This window comes from Acidovorax sp. YS12 (genome assembly GCA_021496925.1).
Lineage (GTDB): Bacteria > Pseudomonadota > Gammaproteobacteria > Burkholderiales > Burkholderiaceae_C > Paenacidovorax.
This window is the reverse complement of the sequence record CP053915.1, coordinates 1769137-1795164: the sequence shown is the minus strand read 5'-3', so window position 1 is coordinate 1795164 and position 26028 is coordinate 1769137. Positions and strand designations below refer to the sequence as shown.

Genomic DNA, 26028 nt, shown 5'->3' with positions numbered 1-26028 from the left:
CGATTTGCCATACTGGAGATTATTTTTCCTTCTGATACGAGTGCATCGCCTGCCGGCTGCGTGCGGCGCTGGCTGGAACCAGGGGGAGGGCGTGGTCTGGCATGTGGGCCCGGCCGTGCGCCATCGCGTGAATGAAGACCGCGTGTGCCCGCTTCGCTGGCTGTTGAGAGGGGGAGAATAAAGATATGTGGCGCACGTTCCGGTCATTGTTTGGACGCTGGACCCAGGCAACCATCGCGGTGGTGCTGGGCGTGCTGTGCGTCTGGCTGGCGCTGGCGGGGTACTGGGCCGTCCTGCTGGACAGCCACGAAGCCCAGCGGCGCTACGCGGCGCAGCAGACCTGGCTGCGCGTGGAGCAGATGGCCCAGGCCATCTCGGTGCAGGTGCAGACGCTGTTTTCCGGGCTCGACTACACCTCGCGCCAGCTGGCAGGGGAGTATGCCGAGGGGCTCGGCGGCAACTTTCAGCGCGCGGTGCAATCGTCGCTCGACGCCTATCCCCAGGGCACGTTCGTGCAGATCGCCGTGGCCGATGCCGAGGGCCGGATGGTGTTTTCCAGCCTGGAGCGCCACGGCAAGCCGCTGGCCGGCGTGTCGATCCGCGACCGCGAGCACTTCCAGGTCCATGCGCGCCAGCAGGCGCAGGGCCTGTTCGTCGGCCGGCCGGTGCGGGGGCGCGTATCGCAGGAGTGGACCATCCAGCTCAGCCGGGGGCTGTACCGCGATGGCCGGTTCATCGGCGTTCTGGTGCTTTCCGTTTCCCCGGATTACATCGGACGCTACTTCCACACGCTGTTCGAGCACACCGACGACGTCGTGGTGCTGGTGCGCGAGGATGGCGCCTACCTGGCGCGCTCGCAAGGGCAGGACGCGGTGCTGGGGCAGTTCGTTCCGCCCGAACGGGTGCAGCTGTTCGGGCCGGGCCAAAGGCAGGGAACCTACGAGACGGTGGCCACGGTGGATGGCGTGGCCCGGCTGTATGCCTGGCGCCGGGTGGAGGGGTATCCCGTCATCGTCAGCACCGGGCTGGAGCGCGGCACGGCATTCGCCTCGGCGGAGGAAGCCATTGCGCGCGGCGTGGAGCGCAACGCCGTGGGCTCGGCGTGCATCGTCCTGGGGTCGTTGCTGACGGTCTGGCTGGCGCTGCAGCGCCAGCGCAGCGATTGGCTGCGCATCCGGCAGAAGCGCCGCTTCGCGCGCCTGGCGCAGGAGGTGCCCGGGGGACTGTTCCAGGTGCGCATGGCCTCCGACGGCAGGTTCATGGTGCCTTATGCCAGTCCCGGTTTCTTTGAAGTACACGGCGTGCCTGCCAAGGCGCGGGCCGGGTTCGAGGTGGACTTCATGCACTGCGTCCACCCCGAGGACCGGCAGCGCGTGCGGGACGCGGTGCAGGCGAGCGTGCGCGCGGGCGTGGCCTGGGAGCAGAAGTACCGCATTTGCACGCCCGCTGGCGAGGTGCGCTGGCTGCATGGCCAGGCCCGGCCGCAGCCGGATGAGGACGGCGCCCTGGTGTGGCACGGCTACCTCCACGACATCACCCGGGACCAGGCCATGCAGGAGGCCACGCGCCTGAACGAGGAACGGCTGCGCCTGACCGTGGGGGCGGTGGGCGACGGGCTGTGGCAGTGGCACTGGCCCTCGGGCCACGTGGAGTGGGACGCACGCTGCTACCAGATGCTGGGCTTCGCGCACCGGGCGTTCGCGCTCACCTTCGACGCGTTCCTGGACCGGGTGCATCCGGCGGACAGGGCGCGCGTCCAGGCGCAGCTGCAGCGCCACGTCGAGGAGGGCGCCGACTTCCGGGTGGAGATGCGCCTGGCGACGGCCGATGGCCGCTGGCTGTGGGTGGAGTCGCGCGGGGAGGTCACGCAGCGCGGGACGCAGGGCGCGCCCTTGCGCATGCTGGGCACCCATACCGACATCCAGCAGCGGGTGGAGCAGTCCCGGTTGATCAAGGTTTTGCTCGACCGCAGCGGCGCCTTGATTGCCATGGCCAATTCGCGGCGCGAGATCCTGTACGCCAACGAGCGCGCGGCGCAGGTGTTCGGCATCGAGACCGGGGTGCAATCCGAAGCGCGCTCGTTCCGCGAGATCCACACGGACGACGAGAGCTTTGCGCGCTTCGGCAGCTTTTACGAAGCGCTCAAGCAGTACGGCACGGTGCGCACCGAGTGGCCTTTGCGCACGCGCGAGGGCGAGGGGCACTGGTTTGACATGCTGGGCTCGCTGCTGGACCCCGAGGACCCCGCCAGTGACGTCATCTGGACGCTGATGGACACCGACGCGCGCCACCGCGCCGAGGCTGCCCTGGGCGAGGCGCAGCGCAGGCTCGAGGCGCTCATCGAGCATTTTCCGGCCGGCATCCTGGTGACCGACGCTGCCGGCGGGCAGGTGCTGGCCGTCAATCGCATGCTGGTGGCGGTGCTGGGGCTGCAAGGCCCGCCCGCGTCCCTGGTGGGCATGCCCGTCGCCGCATTGACCGACCGCCTGGCCCCGCTGACGGACGCTGCGGGCGGCGGCGCCTGGGTGGCGCACAGCGAATCCGCGGTGGGCAAGCGGCTGCAGTCGCTGCCCGATGGCCGTTGCCTGGAGGTCGAGAAAATCACCCTGCGCGACGGCGCACGCCACCTCGGCCAGTGCTGGGTGCTGCATGACGTGACCGAGCGCAGGCAGCGTGAATCGTTGCTGGAGAGCATGGCGCTGACCGATGGACTGACGGGCGTGCCCAACCGCCGCGCCTTCATGGCGCGGCTGGACGGCGAGATCGGCCGCCTGCGCGCGGGCGCGGTGGCGTCATCCGCCCTGCTCATGCTGGACATCGACCACTTCAAGCGCGTCAACGACACCTACGGCCACTCCGCCGGCGATGCCGTGCTCAAGCACCTGGCCACCGTCATCACCCAGGCCCTGCGCAAGGGCGACATGGTGGGGCGGCTCGGGGGCGAGGAATTCGCCGTGCTGCTGTCGGACGCCGATGGCGCGGCCGGCTACCGGCGCGCCGAGCGCCTGCGCGAGGCGGTGGCCGCGTGCGCGGTGCCGGTGGACAAGGCCGGAGACATCCGCTGCACCATCAGCCTCGGGGTGTACGCGATGCTGCGCGGCGACGTCTCGGCGCAGGAGTGCCTGGCGCGGGCCGACGCCGCCCTGTACGCCTCGAAGCGCAACGGGCGCAACCAGTCCACCGTGTGGACCGAGGATTTGCCCGAAGCCACCCATGCTTGATACATTTTTGATAGCTGCTTGCGCTTTCCCAGCAAGGGTTTGAGCCGGTTTTCGCTTGAAAAGCTAGCGCGGCAGCCCCAGCGCGAACGGCAGGCTGGCCAGGGCCAGCAGCGTGGAGAGCGTGACCAGGCCCGCCACATACGGGCCGTTGTAGCCCATGCGCGCCGCGAGCACGTAGCAGCTCGACGCGGTGGGCAGCGCGGAGAAGGCCAGCAGCACGGTGGTCTGCGTGGCGTCCAGTCCCAGCAGGCGCGCCACGGCCCAGGCCAGCAGCGGCAGCAGCAGGTGGCGTATGCCCAGCAGCAGCACCGACAGCAGGCGGTTGTGCTGCAGGTGGCCCCACTGCATGCCCGCGCCGGCGGCCATCAGGCCCAGCACCAGCGCGGCATTGCCGATGCGCGAGACGGTAGGCGCCATCCAGCCGGGAATGGCCAGGCCCAGCAGGTTCGCCGCCAGGCCCGACACGGTGGCGATGATGAGCGGGTTGCGCAGCAGCTCGCGCAGGAAGTGGTGCTCCCCCTGGCGCGCCATGGGCCAGACGGCGGCCACGTTGAGCAGCGGCACGCACACCCCGATGAGCACGGCGATCATCTGCAGCCCCTGGCTGCCCGCCACGCGCTCGGCCAGCGCCAGCCCCATGAACGAGTTGAAGCGGAACGCCACCTGCGCCGCGCCGGCATGCTCACGTGCGGGCATATGCCGCCCGATGCCGGGCAGGCGCGGCAGCGCGTAGGCCAGGGCGATGCCCCCCAGGCACAGCAGCAGCCCGGCGGCCATCAGGCCCGAGGCCTCGTGCACGTTGATGGGGTTCCTGACGATGGACTGGAACAGCAGCACCGGGAACAGCAGGTAGTACACCAGCCCCTCGACGGGCTGCCAGACCGCGCGGTTGAGCGCCGTGAAGCGGCAGATGAGGTAGCCGCCGAGAATCAGCGAGAAGTCCGGGAAAAGCAGCTGTGCATAGTTCACCGGGCGAGCGTAGCGCAAGAACGCGGGACCTCCCTCACTGGTATGCGCGCGGAATGTGGTCTGTCCATGTCTTTTCCCTGACCAGGCTGCCGTTTTGCCGCAAGGTTTTGGTGAAAGTGACGTGGAAATAGGCAGTATCCGATGCAATCATCGCCGTGGTGGCAAGGTCTATTTCATTACCCGCAATGTTGAATACGTTTCTGCGTTCGCCATGGTATTGGGCGTTGGCAGGCGTGGCGTCATTCACGCTCCAACGGTACGACTCACTCGATTGGTATTTGTTTTCGCGAATGAGCCAGGTAATGTCACTGGCTGTCGTGAATGTCGAATCGCCGTTTTTTTCATCACGAACGCTGTTGAAAACCGGGTTGTGCTTTTCCAGCTCCCTGCCAAAAGGCGCGACATCGCTGGGCTCTGGCGGGGGCAGTGTGCAGGCCGGATCGGTTGCGTTTGCCACAGGGACTTTCGGTAACTCGAGCCATGTGTTCTCGCCCAGCAAAAGATGCGTGGTGCCTGGCGTGGGGCTGGGCCAGATCATGGGAAATTGCGCATTGGCGACGGCCAGGCGGATGCGGTGGCCCGGCTGGAAGCGCCACGTGGTGAAGTGGATCGAAGTGGCCAGCGTGGTCGGCTCACCTGGTACCAGCGCTGTGGGCGCAAGCCGTGAGAAGCGCTGGGAAGGATTGATGGCCGCACCACTGACCAGCGACACCTTGCCATCCGGGGCGACGTCCTCCAGGCGTACCGTCCATTGGTAGAAGGGGGCATCCGCCGCCACGCGCAAGCGCACTTGCGGCATGCCCATGATGTCGATGGCCTCGGTCAACGGGGCCGAGTCGTAGACCAGGCTGTGGGCATCGTCCGCTGCCATGTCGCCCGTTTGCTCGCCCCACCAGCCGCCTGCAGCCATCCCGGCGCCAGCACGGTAGCGCAGGCTTTCGGTATTTTCCTGCGATGAAGGGGTATCGCCTAGTTTTTGCGCAGCGTGCGGATAGAGGCGCTGGGTGCTGCTGCCGTCCAATGGCCACTGCTTGTGGCAGCGCCAAAAACCAGGAACGGTGGCCAGATCGGTGGCGGGCGCGTGCCCGGTGCGCATGAAGGTCGTCCAGCGCGGCTCATTCAGGAGGCCATTGTCCACGCCTTTGAGCCAATAATCCCACCAGCGCAGCGCCTTTTGCCGCCACTCGTAATTGGGGCCGGGCACGCCGTATTCTGGCCATGCATGGTTCCATGGCCCGATTTCCGCAATCACGGGCGCCTTGGCGGTATGGCTGACTTCCATGACGAAATCGCGGTAGCCATCGAGCAGACCGCCGATCAAATAGGCGGGAACCTCCAGGGGCGCTTTGAATTTGACGGACTCCTTGCGCCAGAATTCTCCATCCTGTTGCTGGCGCAGCCAGGTGAATAGCCAGGGCTCCTTGTCGAACCTGTTCTTGAAGTAATTTTCATCAATGCGGTAGTCCGGGCTTTGCGGCATGGCATTGTCGGTGTCGATTTGATGCGCATAGGAATCTATGTGCAATGCGCCGTCAATGTAGTGCACGTCGTTGTAGAAAAGATCCGTCGAACCATGCGCCGCGATAATGGCCTTGAGCGCAGGCGGTTTCCTGTGGGCCGTCATCAGCGAATTGAAGGCGCTCCATGAAAGACCGTACATTCCCACCTTGCCATTGGACCAGCTCTTTTGGGATAGCTGTGCGATCAGCTCCTCGGCATCGGAAATCTCTGCTTCGGAATATTCGCTGACGGGAATGCTCCCTTCGCTTGCGCCTGTGCCGCGAACGTCCACCCTGGCAACGACATAACCACGCTTGGCGAAGTAGGCACCATATTCGTAGTCTCCCAGCGCAAAGAAATCATCCTTACGATAGGGCAGCATCTCCATGATCACCGGGAAGGTCTCGCCAGGCGTTCTGGCGGAAGGGCGATAGTATGTGACGGCCAGATGCACGCCATCTTTCATTTCAAGCGTGCCGTTCTCCATTGAAAAAGCATAATGCCGGGCTTCTTCTGGCACCTTGGTATCGCCGGAGCAGCCGATCAAGCCGCATGCCAGCAAGAAGCAGGCTGTCAGTTTTCTCATGGCGGTTGCGCTCCATCTCATCGTTTTTCTCCGGATGATTTTTTTGTTGCTTGAATGTGTGAATCCCGACTGACGGAGGAACCGTAGCCAGGTGGCGGCAGCGTTCACACGCAATAACCTTTCATCATGGCCGTGGCGGCGGTTCCTGGCAAGCCGGCGGGGGGAATCCCGGGTGTCCCAGTCGGGCGCATCGGTTCGCACTGCGGATTTTCTCCGGCCAGCAGGTGGGATTTTCTTGAAAATCCCACCGCTGATTCATGGTGAATAAGAGATTCCCGTTTGCTGGGCCGGGCAAGGCCAGCAGGGCAGAATGCCAGGTTTTGACCTGTGTCGGGCAGGCCGCCAGGATGGGCCTGGCGGGCCGGACCCGTGCCGTATGCACCACACCCGCCCCGAACCCTGTCCGTCTGTGCTGCCTGCACCGCCTGTACCGCCGGACGCTAGCGATGCCAGCATCGACGCCTTCGCCGACGCGCTGTGGCTCGAGGAAGGGCTGTCGCGCAACACCCTGCAGGCCTACCGCAGCGACCTGCGCGCGTTTGCACGCTGGCTGGCGCCGCAGGGCCGGGGACTGCTGCAGGCGGGCGAGGCCGACCTGAGCGCCTACTTCGCACACCGCCATGGCCAGACCCGCGCCACCACGGCCAACCGGCGGCTCACGGTGTTCAAGCGCTTTTTCCGCTGGGCGCTGCGCGAGCACCTCATGGCGCAGGACCCCACGGTGCGCCTGCAGGCCGCGCGCCAGCCGCTGCGCGTGCCCAAGACGCTGTCACAGGCCCAGGTCGAGGCGCTGCTGGCCGCACCCGACGTGGCGCAGCCGCTCGGCCTGCGCGACCGCACCATGCTGGAGCTGATGTATGCCAGCGGCCTGCGCGTGAGCGAACTGGTCACGCTCAAGACCTTCCACCTCGGCATGGCCGAAGGCGTGCTGCGCGTCATGGGCAAGGGCGGCAAGGAACGCCTGGTGCCGTTCGGCGAGGAGGCGCGCGCCTGGCTGCAGCGCTACCTGGCCGAGGCGCGCGGCGCCATCCTCGGCGGGCAGCAGAGCGACGACCTGTTCGTGACCCAGCGCGGCGCGGGCATGACGCGCGTGATGTTCTGGGTCATCGTGAAGAAGCAGGCGCAGCTCGCGGGCATCACCGTGCCGCTGTCGCCGCACACGCTGCGCCACGCTTTCGCCACGCACCTGCTGAACCATGGCGCCGACCTGCGCGTGGTGCAACTGCTGCTGGGGCATGCGGACATCTCCACCACCACCATCTACACCCACGTGGCGCGCGAGCGGCTCAAGGCGCTGCACGCGCAGCACCATCCGCGCGGGTGATGAAGTGCTGGTGAAGTGCTGGCATCGAATTGGCTTCTGGCGCCCGTCCATGAAGCGTGGGCAGCTCTCTATTCGATAGCGTATGCAGGTGCCGCGTGCGGCACCTGACGGCTATTCCTCGGCGTTCAGGCTTTCGGCCCAGATCAGCGCGTTCATGTGCGCCATGTTGATCTGGTGGTTCGACAGGTGCAGGGCATCGGCCGTGCGGGCGAATGCCGCGTCGTCGCCGCTCTCGCAGGCGCGGGTCAGCTCCAGGAAGGGGGCGAAGACGCCCTTGTTGTGCAGCAGCGCCTCGATCACCGATTCGGGCAGGGCCACCGATTCGAGCGCGCGCTCGATGGGCACGCCCAGCATGGTGTCGAGCATGGAGAACACGCCGACGACGAAGGCGTTGTCGCATTCCTCGGGCGGCAGCAGCTCGGCCGCCAGCAGCTCCATCAGGCGCCCGCGCACCACGGCGGTCTGGCCGACGGCGGGCGGCGAGCCGTCCTTGCGCGAGGTGGTGAGCAGCAGCGCGGCCCAGCGGAACAGCTTCTTCAGCCCCAGGATCATCACCGCGTGGCGGAACGAGGTGATCTCGCACGAGAGGCCGAAGCCTGACGAGTTGATGAAGCGCAGCAGGTTGAATGACAGCGTCGGGTCCTTCTTGAGCAGGTCCTCGATCTCCGCCGTGGTGGCCTGCTTGCGCACCAGGTTGATGAGCTGGATGATGGTGGCCTGCGAGGGCCGGATGGTTTGCGCCTTGACGATCGACGGCTTGGCGAACCAGTAGCCCTGGAACAGCTTCACGCCCAGCAGCGACATGCGCTCGTGCTGCTCGGCCGTCTCGACCTTCTCGGCCACGATCTGCGCCTTGGGTGCGTGCAGGCGTACGTGCTTGACCAGGGGGCCGCACAGCTCGGGCCGGAAGGCCGCCATGTCCAGCTTGATGAAGGCGGCGTGCTGCAGCCAGCTCACGTACGGGGGCATCAGCGCGCGCTGGTCGAGGGCCAGGCGGAAGCCGCGCTGGCGCAGGGCCTCGAAGGTCGGCAGGCGGCTGGCGATGTCCTCGGCCGTGGCCTTGTCGTGCAGCGTGGGTATTTCGAGCACCACTTTTTCAGGGTGGATCAGCTCCAGGTGGCCGCCTGCCAGGCTGTCGTGCGTGCAGTTGATGAAGACGATCTTGCGCCCCACCAGGGTCTCGGTGTCGGCGTAGGACAGGGCGTTGAACAGCAGCGCCGCATCGCTGGCGGCGGTGTGCGCGTCGTGGGCCGTGGAGCGGTCGAACAGCTCGTAGCCGAACACGGCACGGCGTTCGTCGACGATGGCCTGGCGCGCGATGATGGCAACGTTGCCCTGCTCTTCAGCGCTCTCGGCGGGCATCGTGGCTGCGGTGTCTGGGTTACTCGACATGGGCGCTATCGGATGGGTGGCAAAGCTGCAGGGATTCTAGGCGGGCTGCCAGCGGGGCTGCGGGCACCTTGGTTAACGATTGTGCCCGGTGCGCGGGACGCGCCATGGGCATTCACGCTTCGGTGACGTGGTCGGCCCAGGCCAGGGCCTGCAGGTGGGCCATGTTGATCTGCTGGCTGCTCAGCTGCAGCGAGGCCGCAGCGCGGTCGAACAGCGCGTCGTTGCTGCTTTCGCAGGCCTGCGCCAGCGACAGCAGCTCGCCCAGCGGGCCGGCATGGTGCAGCAGCGCGTTGGCCACGGGCTCGGGCACCGACAGCAGGCCGAGCGCCGACTCCATGGGCATGCCCAGCATGACGTCGAGCAGCGAGAAGATGCCGGTCACGAAGGCCTGGTCGGCCTCCTCGGGCGGCATGCAATCGGCGGCCAGCAGCTCCATCAGGCGCCCGCGCACCACGGCGGTCTGGCCCACCGAGGAGGGCACGCCACCGGTGCGCGAGGCGGTGAGCAGCAGCGCGGCCCAGCGGAACAGCTTCTTCAGCCCCATGAGCATCACGGCCTGGCGGAACGAGGTGATCTCGCGCGTGAGGCCGAAGCCGGCCGAATTGATCAGGCGCATGAGGTTGAAGGCCAGGCCGGCGTCCTTTTTCAGCACTTCCTCGATGGCGTCGGTGCTGGCCTGCTGGCGCACCAGGTTGATGAGCTGCACGATGCTGGCCTGGCCCGGCGACAGCAGCTTGGCCTGCACCAGCGCCGGGCGCGCGAACCAGTAGCCCTGGAACAGCTGCACGCCCATGGTGGAGACCATGTCGTACTGCTGCGCGGTCTCCACCTTTTCTGCGATGAGTTCGGCGCGCGAGTGGCGGCCTGCGTAGCTGATGAGCACGGCCACCTGGTCCGGCGCCAGCACTGACAGGTCGAGCTTGATGTAGTCGGCCAGCGGCAGCCAGGCGGCGTAGGCCGATTCGAGCACGGTGTGGTTGAACGCCAGGTGGAAGCCGCGCTCGCGCAGCCCGGTCAGGATGGGCAGGCGCGCGGCCACCTCGTCCTTGGCGGCGTGGCCCAGCGGGGGAATTTCCAGCACCACCTTGTCCGGGTCGAGCAGCTCCAGGTGGCCGCCAGCCAGGCTCTCGTGCGTGCAGTTGACGAAGATGAGCTTCTTGCCCACCAGCTCCTCGGTGCCCGCGTGCGACAGCGCGGTGAACACCAGGATCACGTCGGAGGCCGCCGTGTGCCCCGAGACGCTGCGCGAGCGGTTGAACAGCTCGTAGCCGATCACCACATGCTGCCCGTTCACGATGGCCTGGCGGGCGATCATGGAAATGGCGGATTGCGCACTGCCTGCGGCAGCGGTGGGGGCGGGAGCTTGGGACATGGAGGACGAACGGATTTCGGGGCCAGTGGCGATGGTCGATTGTAGGAAGGAACCAGGGTTGTCCAGAGCCTGGGCTTGCGCCCGGTTACATCTGGGCCAGCCAGCGCATCTCGGTCTCGCTGAAACCGGCGGCCCGGCGCGCGCTGTCGTTCAGCGGCGGCTTGGGGCGCGGCGCCTCGTAGCGCTGCGCCAGCACGGGGTAGTGGGCCTCGGGCTCCAGCCCCTCGCGCGCGCACAGCCAGCGGTACCAGTGGTTGCCGATGGCCACGTGGCCGATTTCCTCGCGCAGGATGGTGTCCAGGATGTCCACCGCCGCCAGCGCGTCGGGCGTGCCCACCTGGCGCAGCTTGGCCTGGATCTGCGGCGTGGCGTCCAGGCCGCGCGCTTCCAGCGTGCGCGGCACCAGGGCCATGCGCGCCACGATGTCGTGCGCCGTCTTCTCGCACATGGCCCACAGGCCCTGGTGGGCTGGAAAATCGCCATAGTCCCAGCCCATGCCCTGCAGGTGGGTGCGCAGCAGGCGAAAGTGCCGGGCCTCCTCGGCGGCCACCTGCAGCCAGTCGAGGTGGAACGCGCGCGGCATGCCGTCGAAGCGCCACACGGCGTCGAGCGCCAGGTTCATGGCGTTGAATTCGATGTGCGCGATGGCGTGGACCAGGATGGCCCGGCCTTCCAGCGTGGCCGGCGAGCGGCGCGCCACGGCGGTGTGGTGGCGCAGTTCCGGGCGCGGCGGGCGGCCTGGCAGCAGGCTCCCGTCCAGGGGCGGGGGCGGCGCTTGCGGCGCTATTGAAACAGTAGCTGCTTGCGCATGCAGGGCAAGCGCTGCAGCGGCTTTTTCTTCAGGGTCTGGCAGGCACAAGGCCTGCAATGCGCATTGGCGAAGCTCCATCCCTACAATTGTAGGTTTTGCGAGAAGAGCGACACAAACGCGACGCAAGGCACGAAGGAGACAAGACGGCGATGGCGATCTATGAACTCGATGGCGTGGCCCCGCAGGTGCACGCGACGGCCTGGGTGGCCGACAGCGCCCAGGTCATGGGCAATGTGACGCTGGGCGAGGACGCCAGCGTCTGGTTCGGCACCGTGGTGCGCGGCGATACCGAGAGCATCGCCATCGGCGCGGGCAGCAATGTGCAGGACGCGAGCGTGCTGCACGCCGACTTCGGCAAGCCGCTGATGATCGGCGAGCGCGTCACCGTGGGCCACCAGGTCATGCTGCATGGCTGCACGATTGGCGACGAGTCGCTCATCGGCATCGGCGCCGTCGTGCTCAACGGCGCGCGCATCGGCAAGAACTGCCTGGTGGGCGCGGGCGCGCTGGTGACCGAGGGCAAGGAGTTCCCCGACGGGTCGATGATCCTGGGCAGCCCGGCCAAGGCGGTGCGCCAGCTCACGCCCGAGCAGATCGAGGGGCTGCGCCTGAGCGCGCGGCACTATGTGGACAACGCGCGGCGCTTCCGGGCCGGGCTGCGCAAACTGGATTGATGTGGAATTGGATGTCTGAACTGCACAAGTTTTTGTTCGATGGCATGCCCGTGCGCGGCTCCATCGTGCGCCTGACCGACGCCTGGGCCGAGGTCCAGCGCCGGCGCGCCAGCAACAGCGAAACCGGCGCCTACGCGCCACCCGTGCGCGAGCTGCTGGGCGAGATGCTGGCCGCCGGGGTGCTGATGCAGTCCAACATCAAGTTCAACGGCGCCCTGGTGATGCAGGTGCATGGCGACGGGCCGGTCAAGCTCGCGGTGGCCGAGGTGCAGTCCGACCTGGGCCTGCGCGCCACCGCCTCGGTGCAGGGCGAGGTGCCGGCGCAGGCGCGCCTGCCCGAGATGGTGAATGCCGGCGGCGCGGGGCGCTGCGCCATCACGCTCGATCCGAAGGAGCGCCAGCCCGGCCAGCAGCCCTACCAGGGGGTGGTGCCGCTGCAGGGCGCGGCGGGGGACAAGTTCCAGAGCCTGTCGCAGGCGCTCACGTTCTACATGCTGCAGTCCGAGCAGCTCGACACCATCCTGGTGCTGGCCGCCAACGACCAGGTGGCCGCGGGGCTGATGGTCCAGCGCATGCCGCTGCAGGGCGAGGCCAACTTGGCGGGCGCCGCCGGCCCGGGCGCGGGGGCCGACCAGAACGGCCACAACGAAGACTACAACCGCATCGCGCACCTGGCCGCCAGCCTCACGCGCGAGGAGCTGCTCACGCTGGACGTGGATACCATCCTGCGCCGCCTGTTCTGGGAGGAGAAGCTGCTGCATTTCGCGCCCCAGCAGGGCGCGGCCGGGCCCCGCTTTGCCTGCACCTGCTCGCGCGAGCGCGTGCGCAACATGCTGCGCAGCCTGGGCGCGGAAGAGGTCGAGAGCATCCTGGCCGAGCGCGAGACGGTCGAGGTCGGGTGCGAGTTCTGCGGCCAGCAGTACCACTTCGACGCGGTGGACGCAGCGCAGATCTTCACCGGCCCGGCCGAGCTGGCGCCCGGGGCGAAGACGGTGCAGTAGCCCGGCGCGGCGCCGGGCAATACCCGCGGTAATACAAACCAAATCGGCCTCCAGCGCTTGCGTGGCAAGCGCTGGCAGCTATCAATGGATGAGCGCCGTCAGAAGCTGTACTTGGCCGTCAGCTTGAGCTTGCGCGGCTCGCCGTACACGTCGGTGCCCCACTGCGTGGAATAGCCGACGGCGCGGTAGTACACCTTGTCGAACAGGTTGGTCACGTTGAGCTGGATGTCCCACCGCGGCGCGGGCTGGTAGCCGAGGATCACGTCCGCCACCGCGTAGGCGCTTTGCTGGTTGCGCCAGGCCAGGCCCGCCGTGGTGCCCTCGCTGTACAGGCGGCTTTGCCAGTAGACGCTGGCGCCCGCGCGCCAGCGCTGCCATGCGCCGTCGAAGCGGTACAGCGTGGACAGCTTGAGCATGTTCTGCGGGTTGGTGCTGGTGGTGAAGCGCCGCCCGGCGTTGGCCGGGTTGGCGTCGCGCACGTAGCGCGTGTCGGCATAGGTGTAGCCCAGGCCGACCTGCCAGCGCGGCGTCACGGCGCCTTGCAGCTCCAGGTCCACGCCCTTGGTGCGCACCAGGCCCGAGGCCTCGGAGCACGACGTCTCGGGGTACGTCGGGCAGGCGCTCTGGTCGTCCAGCGTGCGCGCGCGGTTGGTCTGGTCGATCTGGAAGTAGGCCAGGCTGGCGTTCAGCGCGCCGCCGAAGTATTCGCCCTTGACGCCCACCTCGTAGTTCTCGCCCACGATGGGCTTGAGGATGTTGCCGTCGATGCCCTTGGCCGTCTGCGGGTTGAAGATGTCGGTGTAGCTCGCGTAGGCCGTGTGCTGGCGGTCGATGTCGTACGTCAGCCCGGCGTAGCGTGTCGCGTTGCGGTTGACCTTGTAGCTGCCCGAGCCGCTGTGGTTCTCGTACTCGTACCAGTCCAGGCGCGCGCCCAGCAGCAGCTTCCAGCGTTCGGCCAGGTGCAGGTGGGTGGCGGCGTACACGCTGTCTTGCGTGGTCACGTTGTTGCCGGTGGTGGTGAAGGTGCCCACGGGCTGGGGCGTGGCGCGCGGGTCGTGCGTGAAGATGTCGATGCCGTTGATGCGCGCGGGCGACCAGGTGCGGTTGTAGGTGGTGCTGTCCAGCACCTGGCGCGTGGCGCCCGCCACGGCCTGGTGCTTGCGGCCCAGCAACTCGAAGGGGCCGGCGGCCGACACGTCGTAGTTCTCGTGCCGGTAGGCGTACTTGCCGCCCCAGACCGACTGGTAGAACTGGTTGCTGGTGTCGTCGGCCGAGGCGCGGTAGGTGGCGGTGCCCAGCAGGTCCAGGTCGCGCCAGGTCTGCAGCGTGGCCAGGCGCAGTTTCCAGTCGCCGCCCAGCTGGTGCTCCAGCGTGGCGAAGGCGGTGCTCACGCGGTTCTTCGCATACTCCCAGTCGTTGCCCGCGAAGGTCGATCGCGGCAGGTTCAGGTGCCCGCCGGTGCCGGAGATGGGCAGGTCGTACCAGAAGTGGTTGGTGAAGTCCGTCTGGCGGTAGGCGCCCGCCGTGAGCAGCGTGCGCTCGCCCAGGTCGGCCTCCAGCACGCCGTAGAGCAGGCCGTGGTCATGCCGCTCCACGTCGCGGAAGGTTCGGGAATCCTGTCCTGCCGCCACCAGGCGGCCGCGCAGCGTGCCGGCGGCGTTCAGCGGCCCGCCCAGGTCGGCCGTGAGGCCGTAGTCGTCCCAGCTGCCGGCGCTGGCGCTGACCGATCCCTGGAACGCATGCGTGGGCCGCTTGTGCACCATGTTGATGGCCGCCGAGGGGTTGCCCGCGCCCTGCGCCAGCCCGGTGGCGCCGCGCACCACCTCCACGCGGTCGAACAGCGCCATGTTGGCCTGCGAGCTGGGCGTGAAGCTGCTCCAGGCGCTGGTGAAACCCTCGTACATCACGTTGGCGCTGAAGCCGCGCGCCGTGATGTTGGGGCGGCCCACGCCGTCCGCGTTGCTCAGGAACAGCCCCGGCGTGCCCTTGACCACGTCGACGATGCTGGCCATGGCCTGGTCGTCCATGCGCTGGCGCGTGATGACGGTGGCGGACTGCGGCGTCTCGCGCAGCGACAGCGGCAGCTTGGCGGCGGTGCTGGCCGCGCGCGTGGTGTAGCTGCCCGAGCCTTCGGTGGTGCCGCTCGCGTCGGCCTCGGCCACCACCTTCACTTCGGCCAGCGTGGCGGCGCCGCTGCTCTGCGGGGCCGGGTGGGCTGGGGCGCGTTCCACGGTGAAGGTCTTGCCGTCCTGTGCGCGCACCACCAGGCCGCTGCCGGCCACGAGGCGCTCCAGCGCCTCCTGCGCGGTGTACTCGCCGCGCAGCGCGGGTGCCGTGCGGCCCTGGGCCAGCTCGGAGGACAGGAACACCTGCACCCCGGCCTGCCGCGCCAGGGTGCCGATGGCGCGGTCCAGCGGCGCGGGGGCGATGTCCACCGGCACCCGCGCCGGCTGCGCGTGGGCGGCGCAGGCAAGCAGCAGGGCGGCGGCGATGGGGGCCATGCGCGGGGCGCGCGGCGGGCGGGGGGATGGCATGCGGTTTTCTCCTCGGGGTGTATGAACAAGACGAACAAAGGCGTTCAGGAGGAGTTGTCGAATGGCGCGCGCGAAACCCTGCCTCGCCGCGCAAAAAAATTCCGCTGGATGGAGGCGAAGGGGCTTGGTGTCTCAAAAACCATAGCTGCCAGCGCTTGCCTGGCGGGCGCTGGAGGCCTTTTTCCCCTGAATTACCGTGCGGCGGGCGTGATGTCCACGCTGCCGTCCGCATGGCGCTGCACCCGGGCGGGCGCGATGCGCGGCAGCAGGTCGAGCATCTGGTCGGTGCGCGCCGTCTCGAAGACCCCTGAAACGGCGTGGCCGCCCAGGCGCCCGTCGTCGTGCAGGCGGATGGCGCCGCCGCGGTAGCGCTGCGCCTCGGCCAGGGCGTCGCGCAGCGGCGTGCGGTCGAACACCAGGCGGCCTTGCTGCCAGGCGCCGGCCTGCGCCGCGTCCACGGCCTGGGGGGCGGTGGCGCGGCCGCCTTCGAGGCGCAGGCGCTGGCCGGGCGCCAGCAGCTGCGGCGCGCCCGCATCGCCCGGGCCGTGCACCGCCACGCGCCCTTGCAGCACCGTGACCTGTACCCGCTCCTGCGTGCGGCGCACGTCGAACACGGTGCCGACGACGCGGATGCGCGCGCTGGCGGCGGCCACCTCGAACGGGCGCCAGGTGGACGGCGCCACGGCAAAGCGCGCCTGCCCCTGCCGCAGCGCCACGCGGCGGCTGCGCAGGTGCCAGGCCACGTCGAGCGCGGTGGCCGTGTCCAGGGTGAGGGTGCTGCCGTCGGCCAGCGGCACGTCGCGGCGTTCGCCGGTGGCGGTGGCATGGTGCTCGGTGCGCCAGGCCGGGTCGGCCCAGAGCAGGGCGCCGGTGGCGGCGGCCAGCACGAGGGCGGCCACGCCGCCGTTGCGCAGCGCCTGCCGGCCCGTGCCGCGCGGCGCCCGCGCGGGCGGCAGGGGGAACAGCGCGCGCAGGGCCTCGCGCTCGGCCTGCAGCACGGCGTCGAACGGGTGGCAGGCCTCGGGGGCGCGGCGCTGGCCGCGCGGTGCGGGGCGTACGGGTGCCCGGGCGTGGGGCGGCGTCATGGCGCCGCCAGGTCGTGCAGGGCCTGGTCCATTGCGCCACGGCAGGCGGCGGTGCCGAGCGCCAGGTGTTTTTCCACCGTCTTGAGCGAAATGCCCAGGTGCCGCGCGATGTCCTGCTGCGCCATGCCGTGAATGCGGTGCATGACGAACACGTCGCGGCGGCGCGGCGGCAGGGCGTGGATGCAGTCGGCCAGCAGGGCCAGGCGCTGGCGGCCCTCCAGGATGCGTGCGGGGTCGTGGCTGTCGGGCAGGGCAACGTCGGGCAGGGTCCCGGCGCTGCCGGTCCATTGGGCGTGGCGCTGTTCGATCCGGCAGCGGTCGATGGCGCGGCGCGTGCACACGGTGCGCAGGAAGGCCAGCGGCGTGCGTGGCGGGGCGGGCGGGCGCTCGATGAGTTCGGCGCACACGTCGTGCACCACCTCGCGGGCCATGGCGGCATCGGACCAGCGCGCCACGGGGCCGCGCCAGACGTGGGCGACGAGTTCCTCGTAGTGGCGCACGAGCGTGGCCATCAGGGGTGGGGTCGGACCGAGGAACAGGGAGGGCACGCGGGGGCGTAGGGTGGGAGGGCGGAGTTGATGATTTTATTTGAGATTGGTTCTCATTCTCTGTTTCTGTCGCACACAAGCAACAACTGTGCATGCGTCGTGCCCGGGTCTTGTCGGGACGGGTTGTTTCCGGTCTCTTGCGGGGCGGCGACAATAGCCCCCTTTGTCGTTCCCATAAGGAATATCTTCATGCGCAAAACACTTGTTGCCCTGGCCATCACCACATTGGCCGGCGCTGCCCTGGCCGCCGACCTGCGCGTGGGCCTGAACCCTGCCTACGAACCCTTTGAGTCCAAGACCGCCACGGGCGAGATCGTCGGCTTCGACGTGGACATCGCCAACGCGCTGTGCGCGCAGATCCAGCGCAAGTGCGTGTTCGTCGAATCGGAGTGGGACAGCATCATCCCCGGCCTGCAGGCCAAGAAGTACGACGTGATCGTCAGCTCCATGTCGATCACCCCCGAGCGCGCGCGCGTGGTGGACTTCACCAACCGCTACTACAAGACGCCCAGCGCCATCGTGGTGAAGAAGGGCACGAAGTACGACGGCCCGGCCTCGCTCAAGGGCATGAAGATAGGCGTGCTCAAGGGCAGCACGCAAGAGAAGTGGGCCCTGGGCGAGCTCAAGCCCGCGGGCGTGAACGTGGTGCCCTACCAGTCGCAGAACCAGGTCTACCTGGACATCAAGGCCGGCCGCCTCGACGGCACCGTGGCCGACAAGGTGGAGGTGCATGGCGGCTTCCTGCGCAAGCCCGAAGGCCAGGACTTCGGCTACGTGGGCGCCGACCAGTACGACCAGAAATACTACGGCGAAGGCATCGGCATCGCGCTGCGCAAGGGCCAGGGCGACCTGAAGAAGCAGCTCAACGACGCCATTGCCACCATCCGCGCCAATGGCACCTACGCCAACATCGCCAAGAAATACTTTGATTTCGATCCGTATGGCCAGTGAGCCGCGCAGCCGTGCCTGACCCGCGATGCGTGACTACTACCTCGCCATCCTGAATGGCTCGCTGCTGACGGTGGCGGTGTCGCTGGCGTCGCTCGCGGTGGCCACGCTCATCGGCCTGCTGGGCGCGGCGGCCAAGCTCTCGGGCCGCCGCCCGCTGGTGTGGCTGGCCACCAGCTACACCACGGTGGTGCGCGGCATTCCCGAGCTGCTGATGATGCTGCTGATCTTCTACGGCGGCGCCATCGGCCTGAACAACCTGCTCGAAGCCTTTGGCTATGAGGAGGGGGTCGACCTCGACCCCTTCATCGCCGGCGTGCTGACCATCGGCTTCATCTACGGCGCCTACATGACCGAGACCTTCCGCGGCGCCATCCTGGCCATTCCGAAGGGCCAGATGGAGGCCGCCTGGGCCTTCGGCATGGGGCGGACGCAGACCTTCGTGCGCATCACGCTGCCGCAGATGGTGCGCTACGCGCTGCCCAGCTTCACCAACAACTGGCTGGTGCTCATCAAGGCCACGGCGCTGGTGAGCCTGATCGGCCTGCACGACATGACCTACCTGGCCAAGCAGTCCAGCGCCGCCGTGCGCGAGCCCTTCGCCTTCTTCCTGTTCACCGCCGCGCTGTACCTGGTCTATACCTCGCTGTCGCTGTGGGCGCTGCGGCGCCTGAGCGAGCGCTACAGCCTGGGCGCCGACAAGGTGCAACTGCTATGAACTGGAGCGTGATTTTCGAGCCCGACACGCTGGCGCTGTACGGGCAGGGCCTGGTGGTCACGCTGCAGCTCACGCTCTACAGCCTGGGGCTGGGCGCGGTGCTGGCGCTGGCCTGCGCGCTGGCGCTGGTGAGCCCGCGCGCCTGGCTGCGCTGGCCGGCGCAGACCTTCACCTACTTCATGCGCGGCACGCCGCTGCTCATTCAGGTGTACCTGATCTACTACGGCGTGGCCCAGCTCGAATGGGTGCAGGCGCGCTGGGACGCGGTGTGGCCCTGGACGCAGTTCAAGGAGCCGTTCTTCTGCACGCTGCTGTCGTTCAGCCTGAACACGGCGGCCTACACCGCCGAGACGCTGGCCGGCTCGATCCGCGAGACCCACAAGGGCGAGGTCGAGGCGGCGCGCGCCATGGGCATGGGCCACGGGATGCTGATGCGCCGCATCGTGCTGCCCAGCGCCATCCGCCGCATGCTGCCGGCCTACGGCAACGAGGTGGTGATGATGCTGCACAGCTCCAGCCTGGCCAGCACCGTGCCGGCGCTGCTCGACCTCACCGGCGCGGCCAGCCGCGTCTATGCCGACTTCTTCCTGCCGTTCGAGGCCTACCTGTTCGCCGCGGCGATCTACCTGTGCATCACCTTCGCGCTGATCGGCGCCTCCAAGCTGCTGGAGCGCCGCTTTCTGGGCTACCTAGCACCGCGCAAACACTGACACCCCGCCCCATGCACCGCAATTCCCCCGTCAAACTCCAGGTGGACGACATCCACAAGCGCTACGGCGCCAACGAGGTGCTCAAGGGCGTCTCGCTCACCGCGCACGCGGGCGACGTCATCAGCATCATCGGCAGCTCGGGCTCGGGCAAGAGCACGCTGCTGCGCTGCATCAACCTGCTGGAGCGCCCGCAGCAGGGCCGCATCCTGGTGGCCGGCGAGGAGCTGGCGCTGCGCCCGGGCCCGGGCGGCGCGCTCGAAGCCGCCGACCACCGGCAGCTGCAGCGCCTGCGCACGCGCTTGGCCATGGTGTTCCAGCACTTCAACCTGTGGGCGCACATGACGGTGCTGCACAACATCACCGAAGTGCCGGTGCACGTGCTCGGCCTGCCGCGCGACGAGGCGGTGGAGCGCGCGCGCAAGTACCTGCGCCTGGTGGGCCTGGAAGGGCGCGAGGACACCTACCCCAACCACATGAGCGGCGGCCAGCAGCAGCGCGTGGCCATCGCCCGCGCGCTGGCGGTGGAGCCCGAGGTGATGCTGTTCGACGAGCCCACCAGCGCGCTCGACCCCGAACTGGTGGGCGAGGTGCTGCGCGTGATGCAGGTGCTGGCGCAGGAGGGGCGCACCATGCTGGTGGTGACGCACGAGATGGGTTTCGCGCGCGAGGTGTCGAACCACGTCATCTTCCTGCACCAGGGGCTGATCGAGGAGCAGGGCGACCCGCGCGCCATCATGGCCAACCCGCGCAGCGAGCGGCTGGCGCGCTTCCTGTCGGGGAATCTGAAGTAGGTTTTGCTTCTGAAAGAATAGCTGCTGGCGCTTTCCTGGTAAGGGTTCAGGCCGGTTTTCGCTATTTTTTCCTGGGCGAGGCATGGCGCGCAGGCGCACTTGCGCCATGCGCTACGGAATGTATGATTCATATATGTTTCATATGGACTCTACGGCATGGGCATCGTGAACCTGGACGACGACTTGCACGACCAACTGCGCAAGGCCAGCGCCGTGTCGTGCCGCTCGATCAACGCGCAGGCGGCCTTCTGGATCAGGATCGGCATCCGGTGCGAAATGAACCCGACGCTGAGTTTCAACGAGATCGTCACCAGCGAGCTGCGGGCCGCTGGCGTGGCGGCCCCAACGGTCAACGCGGCGGCCACATGACCAAGCGGCCCGAGGAAATCGCGCTGCTGGCGGAGTCCGGCAGGCTGCTGGCGCAGGTGTTCGGCCACCTGGACCAGTTGCGCCTGGCCGGCATGTCCACCATGCAGGTCAACGACCTGGCCGAGCGCCTTATCGTCCACGAGCTCAACGCGCGCCCGGCCAGCAAGGGGCAATACGGCTACGCCTACGCGCTCAACGCTTCGCGCAACCACGTGGTCTGCCACGGCGTTCCGTCCACGGCGGAAATCCTGCAGGACGGGGACATCGTGAACTTCGACATCACGCTGGAGAAGAACGGCTACATCGCCGATTCCAGCAAGACCTATCTCGTGGGCGAAGTGCCGCTGCCGGCCAGGCGGCTGGTGCAGACGGCCTACGAGGCGATGTGGAAAGGCATCCAGGCCGTGCGCCCCGGCGCCACGCTCGGCGACGTGGGGCACGCCATCGAGCGGCATGCCCGCCGCAATGGCTATTCGGTGGTCAGGGAGTATTGCGGCCACGGCATCGGCCGCGAGATGCACGAAGAGCCCCAGGTGCTGCACTGGGGCCGCCCGCGCACCGGCCTGGTGTTGCGCGAGGGCATGGTGTTCACCATCGAGCCGATGGTGAACCAGGGGCGGCACGCCGTGCGCACCGAAGACGACGGCTGGACCGTCGTCACGCGCGATGGGCAACTGTCCGCGCAGTTCGAGCACACCGTGGCCGTCACCGGGAATGGCGTGCGCGTGCTGACCTTGCGCGCCGACGAAAAGCGGCTGCACTGAGGCCGGAAAAGGCCGTACCGCGCCGGCAACCTGCGGTGATGAACGAGGACACCAGATGGACATCAACAGCGATCTCGGCGAAAGCTTCGGCGCCTGGCGCATGGGTGACGACGCGGCCATGCTGGACATCGTCACCAGCGCCAACGTCGCCTGCGGCTTCCACGCGGGCGACCCCGCCGGCATTCTCGACACCCTGCGCGCCGCCGCGCAGCGCGGCGTGGCCGTGGGGGCGCACGTCGGCTACCCGGACCTGGCGGGCTTTGGCCGCCGCGCCATGGACCCGTCCAGCCGCGAGCTGGTGGCCGACGTGGTCTACCAGATCGGCGCGCTGCAGGGCCTGGCCGCCGCCGCCGGCACGCGGGTGCGCTACGTCAAGCCGCACGGCGCGCTGTACAACACCATCGCGCACGACGAACGCCAGGCGGGCGACGTCATCACCGCCATGCTGGCGCTGGACCCCGGCCTGGCACTGCTGGCGCTGGCGGGCTCGCCGCTGATCGGCTGGGCGCGCGCGCGCGGCCTGCGCGTGGTGGCCGAGGCGTTCGCCGACCGCGCCTACCACGACGACGGCACGCTGGTCTCGCGCCGCCAGCCCGGCGCCGTGCTGCACGATGCCGACGCCATCGCCGCGCGCATGCTGCGCCTGGTGCAGACCGGCGAGGTCGAATCCATCACCGGCCGCGGCGTGCGCGTGCAGGCCGATTCCATCTGCGTGCATGGCGACAGCCCCGGCGCGGTGGACGCGGCGCGCGCCATCCGCGCGCGGCTGGCGCAGGCCGGCGTGGCGCTGCGGCCATTCGCCTGTGATTGAGCCCATGCGCTTCCTGCCCGCCGGCGACAGCGCGCTGCTGGTCGAACTGCCCGATCTGGCCCACGCCATGGCCCTGCACCGCGCGCTGCGCGCACGGCCCATCGCGGGGGTGCTGGAGGTGGTGCCGGCCGCGCGCACCCTGCTGGTCACCTGCCAGCGCGGCGCCGTGGCGCTGTCCGCCCTGGCGGCGGCGCTGCGCGCGCGTGCCGCCGAGGCCGTGGCGGACACCGGCGCGGCCCAGGCCGTGCTGCCGGGCCGCCTGGTGGAGATTCCGGTGCGCTACGACGGCGAAGACCTGCCGGAAGTGGCCGAGCGGCTCGGCATTTCCGTGCGGGAGGTCATCGCGCGCCACACCGGCCAGCCCTGGCAGGCGGCGTTCGCCGGCTTCGCGCCCGGGTTCGTCTACCTGGCCGGGGGGCACCCCTGCTTCCAGCTGCCGCGCCGCAGCGCGCCGCGCACGCGCGTGCCGGCGGGCGCGGTGGCGCTGGCGGGCGGCTTCAGCGCCGTCTACCCGGCCGCCAGCCCGGGCGGCTGGCAGCTCATCGGCGTGACCGGCGTGCCCATGTGGGATATGCGGCGCACCGAGCCCGCCTACGTGCAGCCGGGCTTTCGCGTGCAGTTCCGCGATGCGTGCGCGCCGGGCGTGCGCGTCAGCCTGCCGGTGTGCAAGGAATCAGAAGGTGTGAATGAATCCGGCGTGCCCGAGCAGGCCGCACAAACGTGCGCCATCAAGGCGCAAAGCGCAGCCATAGCGCGGGCTATGGCGAGCATTTGCAACGCCGAGGGCGTGCGTTTTTGCGGGATGAGCGGGCATGGCGGATTCGTTCACACCTTCTCAGAGCCAAATCGGGCTCCAGCGCCCGTGGATAAAGCGCAAGCAGCTATTGAAGTCGTAGCACCTGGCGTGCAGACGCTGGTGCAGGATGGCGGCCGCCACGGCATGGCGGGCCTGGGCATCGCACCCTCGGGCGCGCTCGATGCGCCTTCCATGCGCGCGGCCAACCGCCTGGTGGGCAATCCCGCGGATGCGTGCGTGCTGGAGAGCCTGCCCGGCGGCCTGCAACTGCGCTGCCACGGGCGGGCCACGCTGGCCGTGACCGGCGCCGCCGTGCCGCTGACGCTGCACGCCGCCGATGGCCGCGCGTGGCCCGTGCCCAGCCACGCCTGCGTGGCGCTGGACGATGGCGACACCCTGGCCCTCGGCGCACCGCGCGCCGGCGTGCGCAGCTACGTCGCCGTGCGCGGCGGCTGGCGGGTGGCCCCGGTGCTGGGCAGTTGCGCCACCGACACGCTGGCGCACATCGGCCCCCCGGCCCTGCAGGCCGGGCAGCGCCTGGCCGTGGGGGCCGTGCCCGCCGCTGCGCTGCAGGCCACGCAGGCCGCCGAGGCGCCACCGCCGTGGCCGCGCGCGGGCGATGAGGTGGTGCTGGACGTGGTGCTGGGCCCGCGCACCGACTGGTTCACGCCCGAGGCGCTGGCACGGCTGGTGCGCCAGCCCTGGCGCGTCACGCCGCAGTCCAACCGCGTGGGCATGCGCCTGGAGGGCGCGCAGCCCCTGCCGCGCAGCCGCACGGACGAACTGCCGAGCGAGGGCACGGTGCACGGCGCCATCCAGGTGCCCGCCAACGGCCAGCCCGTGCTGTTCCTGGCCGACCATCCCTTGACCGGGGGCTACCCCGTCATCGGCGCCGTGGCCAGCCATCACCTGGGCCTGGCGGCGCAGATTCCGGTGGGCTGCAGCGTGCGCTTCAACGTCATCGCGCCGTTTTTCGAGGAGGTGTCTGGATGATCGCCAAGGTATTGATCGCCAACCGTGGCGAGGTTGCTGTCCGTGTCGCCCGCGCCTGCCGCGACTACGGCGTGCGCTCCGTCGCCGTCTATGCCGACCCCGACGCCGATGCCCTGCACGTGCACGCGGCCGACGAGGCCTGGGCACTGGAGGGCGTGCGCCCGGCCGAGACCTACCTCGACATCGCCAGGCTGCTGGACGTGGCGCGGCGCAGCGGCGCCGACGCCGTGCACCCGGGCTATGGCTTCCTGTCCGAGCGCGCCGACTTCGCGCGCGCCGTCATCGGCGCCGGGCTGGCCTGGATCGGGCCGCGCCCCGAGACCATCGAGGCCCTGGGCGACAAGGTGGCCGCGCGCAGGATCGCGCTGCAGGCGGGCGCGCCGCTGGTGGCGGGCACGGCCGGGCCGGTGCAGAGCGCCGAGGAGGTGCGGGCCTTCGCCCGCCGGCACGGCCTGCCCGTGGCCATCAAGGCCGCGTGGGGCGGCGGCGGGCGTGGGCTCAAGGTGGCCTGGCGGATGGACGAGGTGGCCGAGCTGTACGAATCCGCCGTGCGCGAAGCCACGGCGGCGTTTGGCCGGGGCGCGTGCTTCGTGGAGCAGTACCTGGACCGGCCGCGCCACATCGAGGCGCAGATCCTGGCCGACCAGCACGGCCACATGGTGGTGGTGGGCACGCGCGACTGCTCGCTGCAGCGGCGCCACCAGAAGCTGGTGGAAGAGGCGCCGGCGCCGTTCCTGGACGACGCGCAGCGCGCGCAGATCCACCAGGCGGCGCGCGCCATTGGCGCGGCGGCGGGCTACGTCGGCGCCGGCACGGTGGAATTCCTGCTCGGCCGTGGCGGGCAGATCTCGTTCCTGGAAGTGAACACGCGCCTGCAGGTAGAGCACCCGGTGACGGAGGAAACCACCGGCGTGGACCTGGTGCTGGAGCAACTGCGCGTGGCCGACGGCCTGCCGCTGTCGTTCACCGAGACGCCACCGGTGCGCGGCCACAGCATCGAGTTCCGCATCAACGCCGAAGACCCGGGCCGGGGCTACCTGCCCACGCCGGGGCGCATCGCGCGCTTCGAGCCGCCCAGCGGCCCCGGCGTGCGCCTGGACACGGGCGTGGCCAGCGGCTCCACCGTCCCGGGCAGCTTCGACTCGCTCATGGCCAAGCTCATCGTCACCGGCGCCACGCGCGCGCAGGCGCTGGCGCGGGCGCGGCGCGCGCTGCGCGAGTTCGCCATCGAGGGCGTGGCCACGGTGCTGCCGTTCCACCGCGCCGTGGTGGATGACCCGGCGTTCACCGCGCAAGCCGGTTTCGGCGTGCACACGCGCTGGATCGAGACCGAGATGGCCACCCGCTTCGACAGCGCCGCGCGCCCCGGGGCCGAGGCGCCGGCGGCGCTGCTGCGCACCTATGTGGAGATCGACGGCAAGCGCGTGCGCCTGGGCCTGCCTGCGGGGCTGGGCCTGGCACGGGACGGCGGCGCAGCCCCTGCCGCCGCCCCGGCGGTGGCCGCCCCGGCCCCGGGGGAGGTGCTGGCCCCGCTGACCGGCAGCCTGGTGGCCTGGCGCAGGCACGGTGGCGAGCGGGTGCAGGCGGGCGAGGTGATCGCGGTGCTGGAGGCCATGAAGATGGAAACCGCCGTGGCCGCGCCCCGGGCGGGCCGGCTGGAGTGCCTGGTGGCGGCGGGCAGCGTGCTGCAGGCCGGGCAGTGCATGGCGCGGGTGCTGCCGGAGTGAGCGGGTTGCTCTCAAAAAAATAGCTGCTGGCGCTTGTCCAGCAAGCGCCAGCAGCTATTTCAGGTCCAAGATTTCAGCGCTGTGCCGTTGCCGGGGTGATGTGTACATACACCTCCCCTTGCTTCACCATGCCCAGCTCGCTGCGCGCCTTTTCCTCCACCATGTCCAGGCCTTCCTTGAGGTCCTGCACTTCGGAGGTCAGGCGCTCGTTTTCCTGCCGCGCCTTGGCGTTGGCCGCCTGCTGGGTGGCAATGGCGTGCTGCAGGTCCTGCACATGGTGGATGCTGCCCCGCCCGGTCCACAACTGGGCGTGGATGGCCACCAACAAGGCCAGCAGCACCAGGGGAACGAGGCGGGACACCATGGCAGTCGGTCGAATGCCGT

General features: G+C 69.2%; 22 protein-coding genes. 13 read left to right on the top strand and 9 right to left on the bottom strand.

Annotated elements, in window-relative coordinates; genetic code table 11:
* Nucleotides 1-185 precede the first annotated feature (185 nt).
* A complete protein-coding gene (locus YS110_08095; GenBank protein UJB64704.1) occupies nt 186-3221 on the top strand; it encodes a diguanylate cyclase in 3036 nt (1011 codons plus the stop codon).
* A gap of 63 nt (nt 3222-3284) precedes the next feature.
* On the opposite strand, the gene YS110_08090 is transcribed toward YS110_08095, so the two are convergent.
* Together YS110_08090 and YS110_08085 are read right to left on the bottom strand one after the other, a co-directional pair.
* Nucleotides 3285-4190: an AEC family transporter gene (locus YS110_08090; protein UJB64703.1), complete on the bottom strand. Its 906-nt coding sequence runs from the start codon at nt 4188-4190 to the stop codon at nt 3285-3287.
* A gap of 34 nt (nt 4191-4224) precedes the next feature.
* A complete protein-coding gene (locus tag YS110_08085) occupies nt 4225-6297 on the bottom strand; it encodes a CocE/NonD family hydrolase (protein ID UJB67399.1) in 2073 nt (690 codons plus the stop codon).
* Nucleotides 6298-6652: 355 nt separating this feature from the next.
* Between YS110_08085 and xerD the strand changes: the two genes are divergently transcribed.
* Nucleotides 6653-7600, top strand: a complete 948-nt coding sequence (gene xerD, locus YS110_08080; protein UJB64702.1) for a site-specific tyrosine recombinase XerD — start codon at nt 6653-6655, stop codon at nt 7598-7600.
* A gap of 111 nt (nt 7601-7711) precedes the next feature.
* On the opposite strand, the gene YS110_08075 is transcribed toward xerD, so the two are convergent.
* The 3 genes from YS110_08075 to YS110_08065 form a co-directional block, all read right to left on the bottom strand.
* Entirely contained in the window at nt 7712-8992 is a 1281-nt protein-coding gene (locus YS110_08075) for an HDOD domain-containing protein (protein UJB64701.1), read from the bottom strand.
* A 112-nt stretch (nt 8993-9104) separates the two neighbouring features.
* Nucleotides 9105-10364, bottom strand: a complete 1260-nt coding sequence (locus YS110_08070) for an HDOD domain-containing protein (GenBank protein ID UJB64700.1) — start codon at nt 10362-10364, stop codon at nt 9105-9107.
* A gap of 85 nt (nt 10365-10449) precedes the next feature.
* Nucleotides 10450-11253: a ferritin-like domain-containing protein gene (locus YS110_08065; GenBank protein ID UJB64699.1), complete on the bottom strand. Its 804-nt coding sequence runs from the start codon at nt 11251-11253 to the stop codon at nt 10450-10452.
* Nucleotides 11254-11324: 71 nt separating this feature from the next.
* Here YS110_08065 and YS110_08060 point away from each other — a divergent pair, with 71 nt between their 5' ends.
* Together YS110_08060 and YS110_08055 are read left to right on the top strand one after the other, a co-directional pair.
* Nucleotides 11325-11849: a gamma carbonic anhydrase family protein gene (locus YS110_08060; GenBank protein UJB64698.1), complete on the top strand. Its 525-nt coding sequence runs from the start codon at nt 11325-11327 to the stop codon at nt 11847-11849.
* Nucleotides 11850-11860: 11 nt separating this feature from the next.
* Nucleotides 11861-12850 carry an Hsp33 family molecular chaperone HslO gene (locus YS110_08055; protein ID UJB64697.1) on the top strand — a complete coding sequence of 330 codons (990 nt, stop codon included), beginning with the start codon at nt 11861-11863 and terminating at the stop codon, nt 12848-12850.
* Nucleotides 12851-12948: 98 nt separating this feature from the next.
* Here the strand turns inward: YS110_08055 and YS110_08050 are convergent, their stop codons facing one another.
* The 3 genes from YS110_08050 to YS110_08040 all read right to left on the bottom strand — a co-directional run bounded on the left by YS110_08050 (nt 12949) and on the right by YS110_08040 (nt 16981).
* The gene (locus YS110_08050) at nt 12949-15384 is read right to left on the bottom strand and encodes a TonB-dependent siderophore receptor (protein ID UJB64696.1); all 2436 of its coding nucleotides are present in this window, start codon (nt 15382-15384) and stop codon (nt 12949-12951) included.
* Nucleotides 15385-15575: 191 nt separating this feature from the next.
* Nucleotides 15576-16469 (bottom strand): FecR domain-containing protein, encoded by an 894-nt coding sequence (locus YS110_08045; GenBank protein ID UJB64695.1) that lies wholly within the window; start codon nt 16467-16469, stop codon nt 15576-15578.
* Complete coding sequence (locus YS110_08040; protein UJB64694.1) at nt 16466-16981, bottom strand: RNA polymerase sigma factor; 516 nt, start codon at nt 16979-16981, stop codon at nt 16466-16468. Before YS110_08040 ends, YS110_08045 begins: the two co-directional genes overlap by 4 nt.
* 225 nt (nt 16982-17206) lie before the next feature.
* Here YS110_08040 and YS110_08035 point away from each other — a divergent pair, with 225 nt between their 5' ends.
* The 9 genes from YS110_08035 to YS110_07995 all read left to right on the top strand — a co-directional run bounded on the left by YS110_08035 (nt 17207) and on the right by YS110_07995 (nt 25644).
* Complete coding sequence (locus tag YS110_08035) at nt 17207-17968, top strand: transporter substrate-binding domain-containing protein (protein ID UJB64693.1); 762 nt, start codon at nt 17207-17209, stop codon at nt 17966-17968.
* A 25-nt stretch (nt 17969-17993) separates the two neighbouring features.
* Nucleotides 17994-18683 carry an ABC transporter permease subunit gene (locus YS110_08030; protein ID UJB64692.1) on the top strand — a complete coding sequence of 230 codons (690 nt, stop codon included), beginning with the start codon at nt 17994-17996 and terminating at the stop codon, nt 18681-18683.
* Nucleotides 18680-19393 (top strand): ABC transporter permease subunit, encoded by a 714-nt coding sequence (locus tag YS110_08025; GenBank protein ID UJB64691.1) that lies wholly within the window; start codon nt 18680-18682, stop codon nt 19391-19393. The genes YS110_08030 and YS110_08025 overlap by 4 nt, the downstream gene beginning before the upstream one ends.
* Nucleotides 19394-19404: 11 nt before the next feature.
* Complete coding sequence (locus YS110_08020; GenBank protein ID UJB64690.1) at nt 19405-20184, top strand: ATP-binding cassette domain-containing protein; 780 nt, start codon at nt 19405-19407, stop codon at nt 20182-20184.
* Between the two features lie 156 nt (nt 20185-20340).
* Nucleotides 20341-20553: a ParD-like family protein gene (locus tag YS110_08015; GenBank protein UJB64689.1), complete on the top strand. Its 213-nt coding sequence runs from the start codon at nt 20341-20343 to the stop codon at nt 20551-20553.
* Nucleotides 20550-21317 (top strand): type I methionyl aminopeptidase, encoded by a 768-nt coding sequence (gene map, locus YS110_08010; GenBank protein UJB64688.1) that lies wholly within the window; start codon nt 20550-20552, stop codon nt 21315-21317. The genes YS110_08015 and map overlap by 4 nt, the downstream gene beginning before the upstream one ends.
* Nucleotides 21318-21372: 55 nt before the next feature.
* Nucleotides 21373-22128, top strand: a complete 756-nt coding sequence (locus tag YS110_08005; GenBank protein ID UJB64687.1) for a LamB/YcsF family protein — start codon at nt 21373-21375, stop codon at nt 22126-22128.
* A gap of 4 nt (nt 22129-22132) precedes the next feature.
* Nucleotides 22133-23917 carry a 5-oxoprolinase/urea amidolyase family protein gene (locus tag YS110_08000; GenBank protein ID UJB64686.1) on the top strand — a complete coding sequence of 595 codons (1785 nt, stop codon included), beginning with the start codon at nt 22133-22135 and terminating at the stop codon, nt 23915-23917.
* Entirely contained in the window at nt 23917-25644 is a 1728-nt protein-coding gene (locus YS110_07995; GenBank protein UJB67398.1) for an ATP-grasp domain-containing protein, read from the top strand. Before YS110_08000 ends, YS110_07995 begins: the two co-directional genes overlap by 1 nt.
* Nucleotides 25645-25717: 73 nt before the next feature.
* Here YS110_07995 and ftsB read toward each other — a convergent pair whose 3' ends face one another.
* Nucleotides 25718-26008, bottom strand: coding sequence for a cell division protein FtsB (ftsB, locus tag YS110_07990; protein UJB64685.1), 291 nt, complete (start codon nt 26006-26008; stop codon nt 25718-25720).
* Nucleotides 26009-26028: the final 20 nt, after the last annotated feature.

Coding starts and splice junctions, on each gene's coding strand:
- YS110_08095 (UJB64704.1), top strand. CDS start 186: ATGTGGCGCACGTTCCGGTCATTGTTTGGACGCTGGACCCAGGCAACC.
- YS110_08085 (UJB67399.1), bottom strand. CDS start 6,297: ATGAGATGGAGCGCAACCGCCATGAGAAAACTGACAGCCTGCTTCTTG.
- xerD (UJB64702.1), top strand. CDS start 6,653: ATGCACCACACCCGCCCCGAACCCTGTCCGTCTGTGCTGCCTGCACCG.
- YS110_08075 (UJB64701.1), bottom strand. CDS start 8,992: ATGTCGAGTAACCCAGACACCGCAGCCACGATGCCCGCCGAGAGCGCT.
- YS110_08070 (UJB64700.1), bottom strand. CDS start 10,364: ATGTCCCAAGCTCCCGCCCCCACCGCTGCCGCAGGCAGTGCGCAATCC.
- YS110_08065 (UJB64699.1), bottom strand. CDS start 11,253: ATGGAGCTTCGCCAATGCGCATTGCAGGCCTTGTGCCTGCCAGACCCT.
- YS110_08060 (UJB64698.1), top strand. CDS start 11,325: ATGGCGATCTATGAACTCGATGGCGTGGCCCCGCAGGTGCACGCGACG.
- YS110_08055 (UJB64697.1), top strand. CDS start 11,861: ATGTCTGAACTGCACAAGTTTTTGTTCGATGGCATGCCCGTGCGCGGC.
- YS110_08050 (UJB64696.1), bottom strand. CDS start 15,384: ATGCCATCCCCCCGCCCGCCGCGCGCCCCGCGCATGGCCCCCATCGCC.
- YS110_08045 (UJB64695.1), bottom strand. CDS start 16,469: ATGACGCCGCCCCACGCCCGGGCACCCGTACGCCCCGCACCGCGCGGC.
- YS110_08040 (UJB64694.1), bottom strand. CDS start 16,981: ATGGCCACGCTCGTGCGCCACTACGAGGAACTCGTCGCCCACGTCTGG.
- YS110_08035 (UJB64693.1), top strand. CDS start 17,207: ATGCGCAAAACACTTGTTGCCCTGGCCATCACCACATTGGCCGGCGCT.
- YS110_08030 (UJB64692.1), top strand. CDS start 17,994: ATGCGTGACTACTACCTCGCCATCCTGAATGGCTCGCTGCTGACGGTG.
- YS110_08025 (UJB64691.1), top strand. CDS start 18,680: ATGAACTGGAGCGTGATTTTCGAGCCCGACACGCTGGCGCTGTACGGG.
- YS110_08020 (UJB64690.1), top strand. CDS start 19,405: ATGCACCGCAATTCCCCCGTCAAACTCCAGGTGGACGACATCCACAAG.
- YS110_08015 (UJB64689.1), top strand. CDS start 20,341: ATGGGCATCGTGAACCTGGACGACGACTTGCACGACCAACTGCGCAAG.
- map (UJB64688.1), top strand. CDS start 20,550: ATGACCAAGCGGCCCGAGGAAATCGCGCTGCTGGCGGAGTCCGGCAGG.
- YS110_08005 (UJB64687.1), top strand. CDS start 21,373: ATGGACATCAACAGCGATCTCGGCGAAAGCTTCGGCGCCTGGCGCATG.
- YS110_08000 (UJB64686.1), top strand. CDS start 22,133: ATGCGCTTCCTGCCCGCCGGCGACAGCGCGCTGCTGGTCGAACTGCCC.
- ftsB (UJB64685.1), bottom strand. CDS start 26,008: ATGGTGTCCCGCCTCGTTCCCCTGGTGCTGCTGGCCTTGTTGGTGGCC.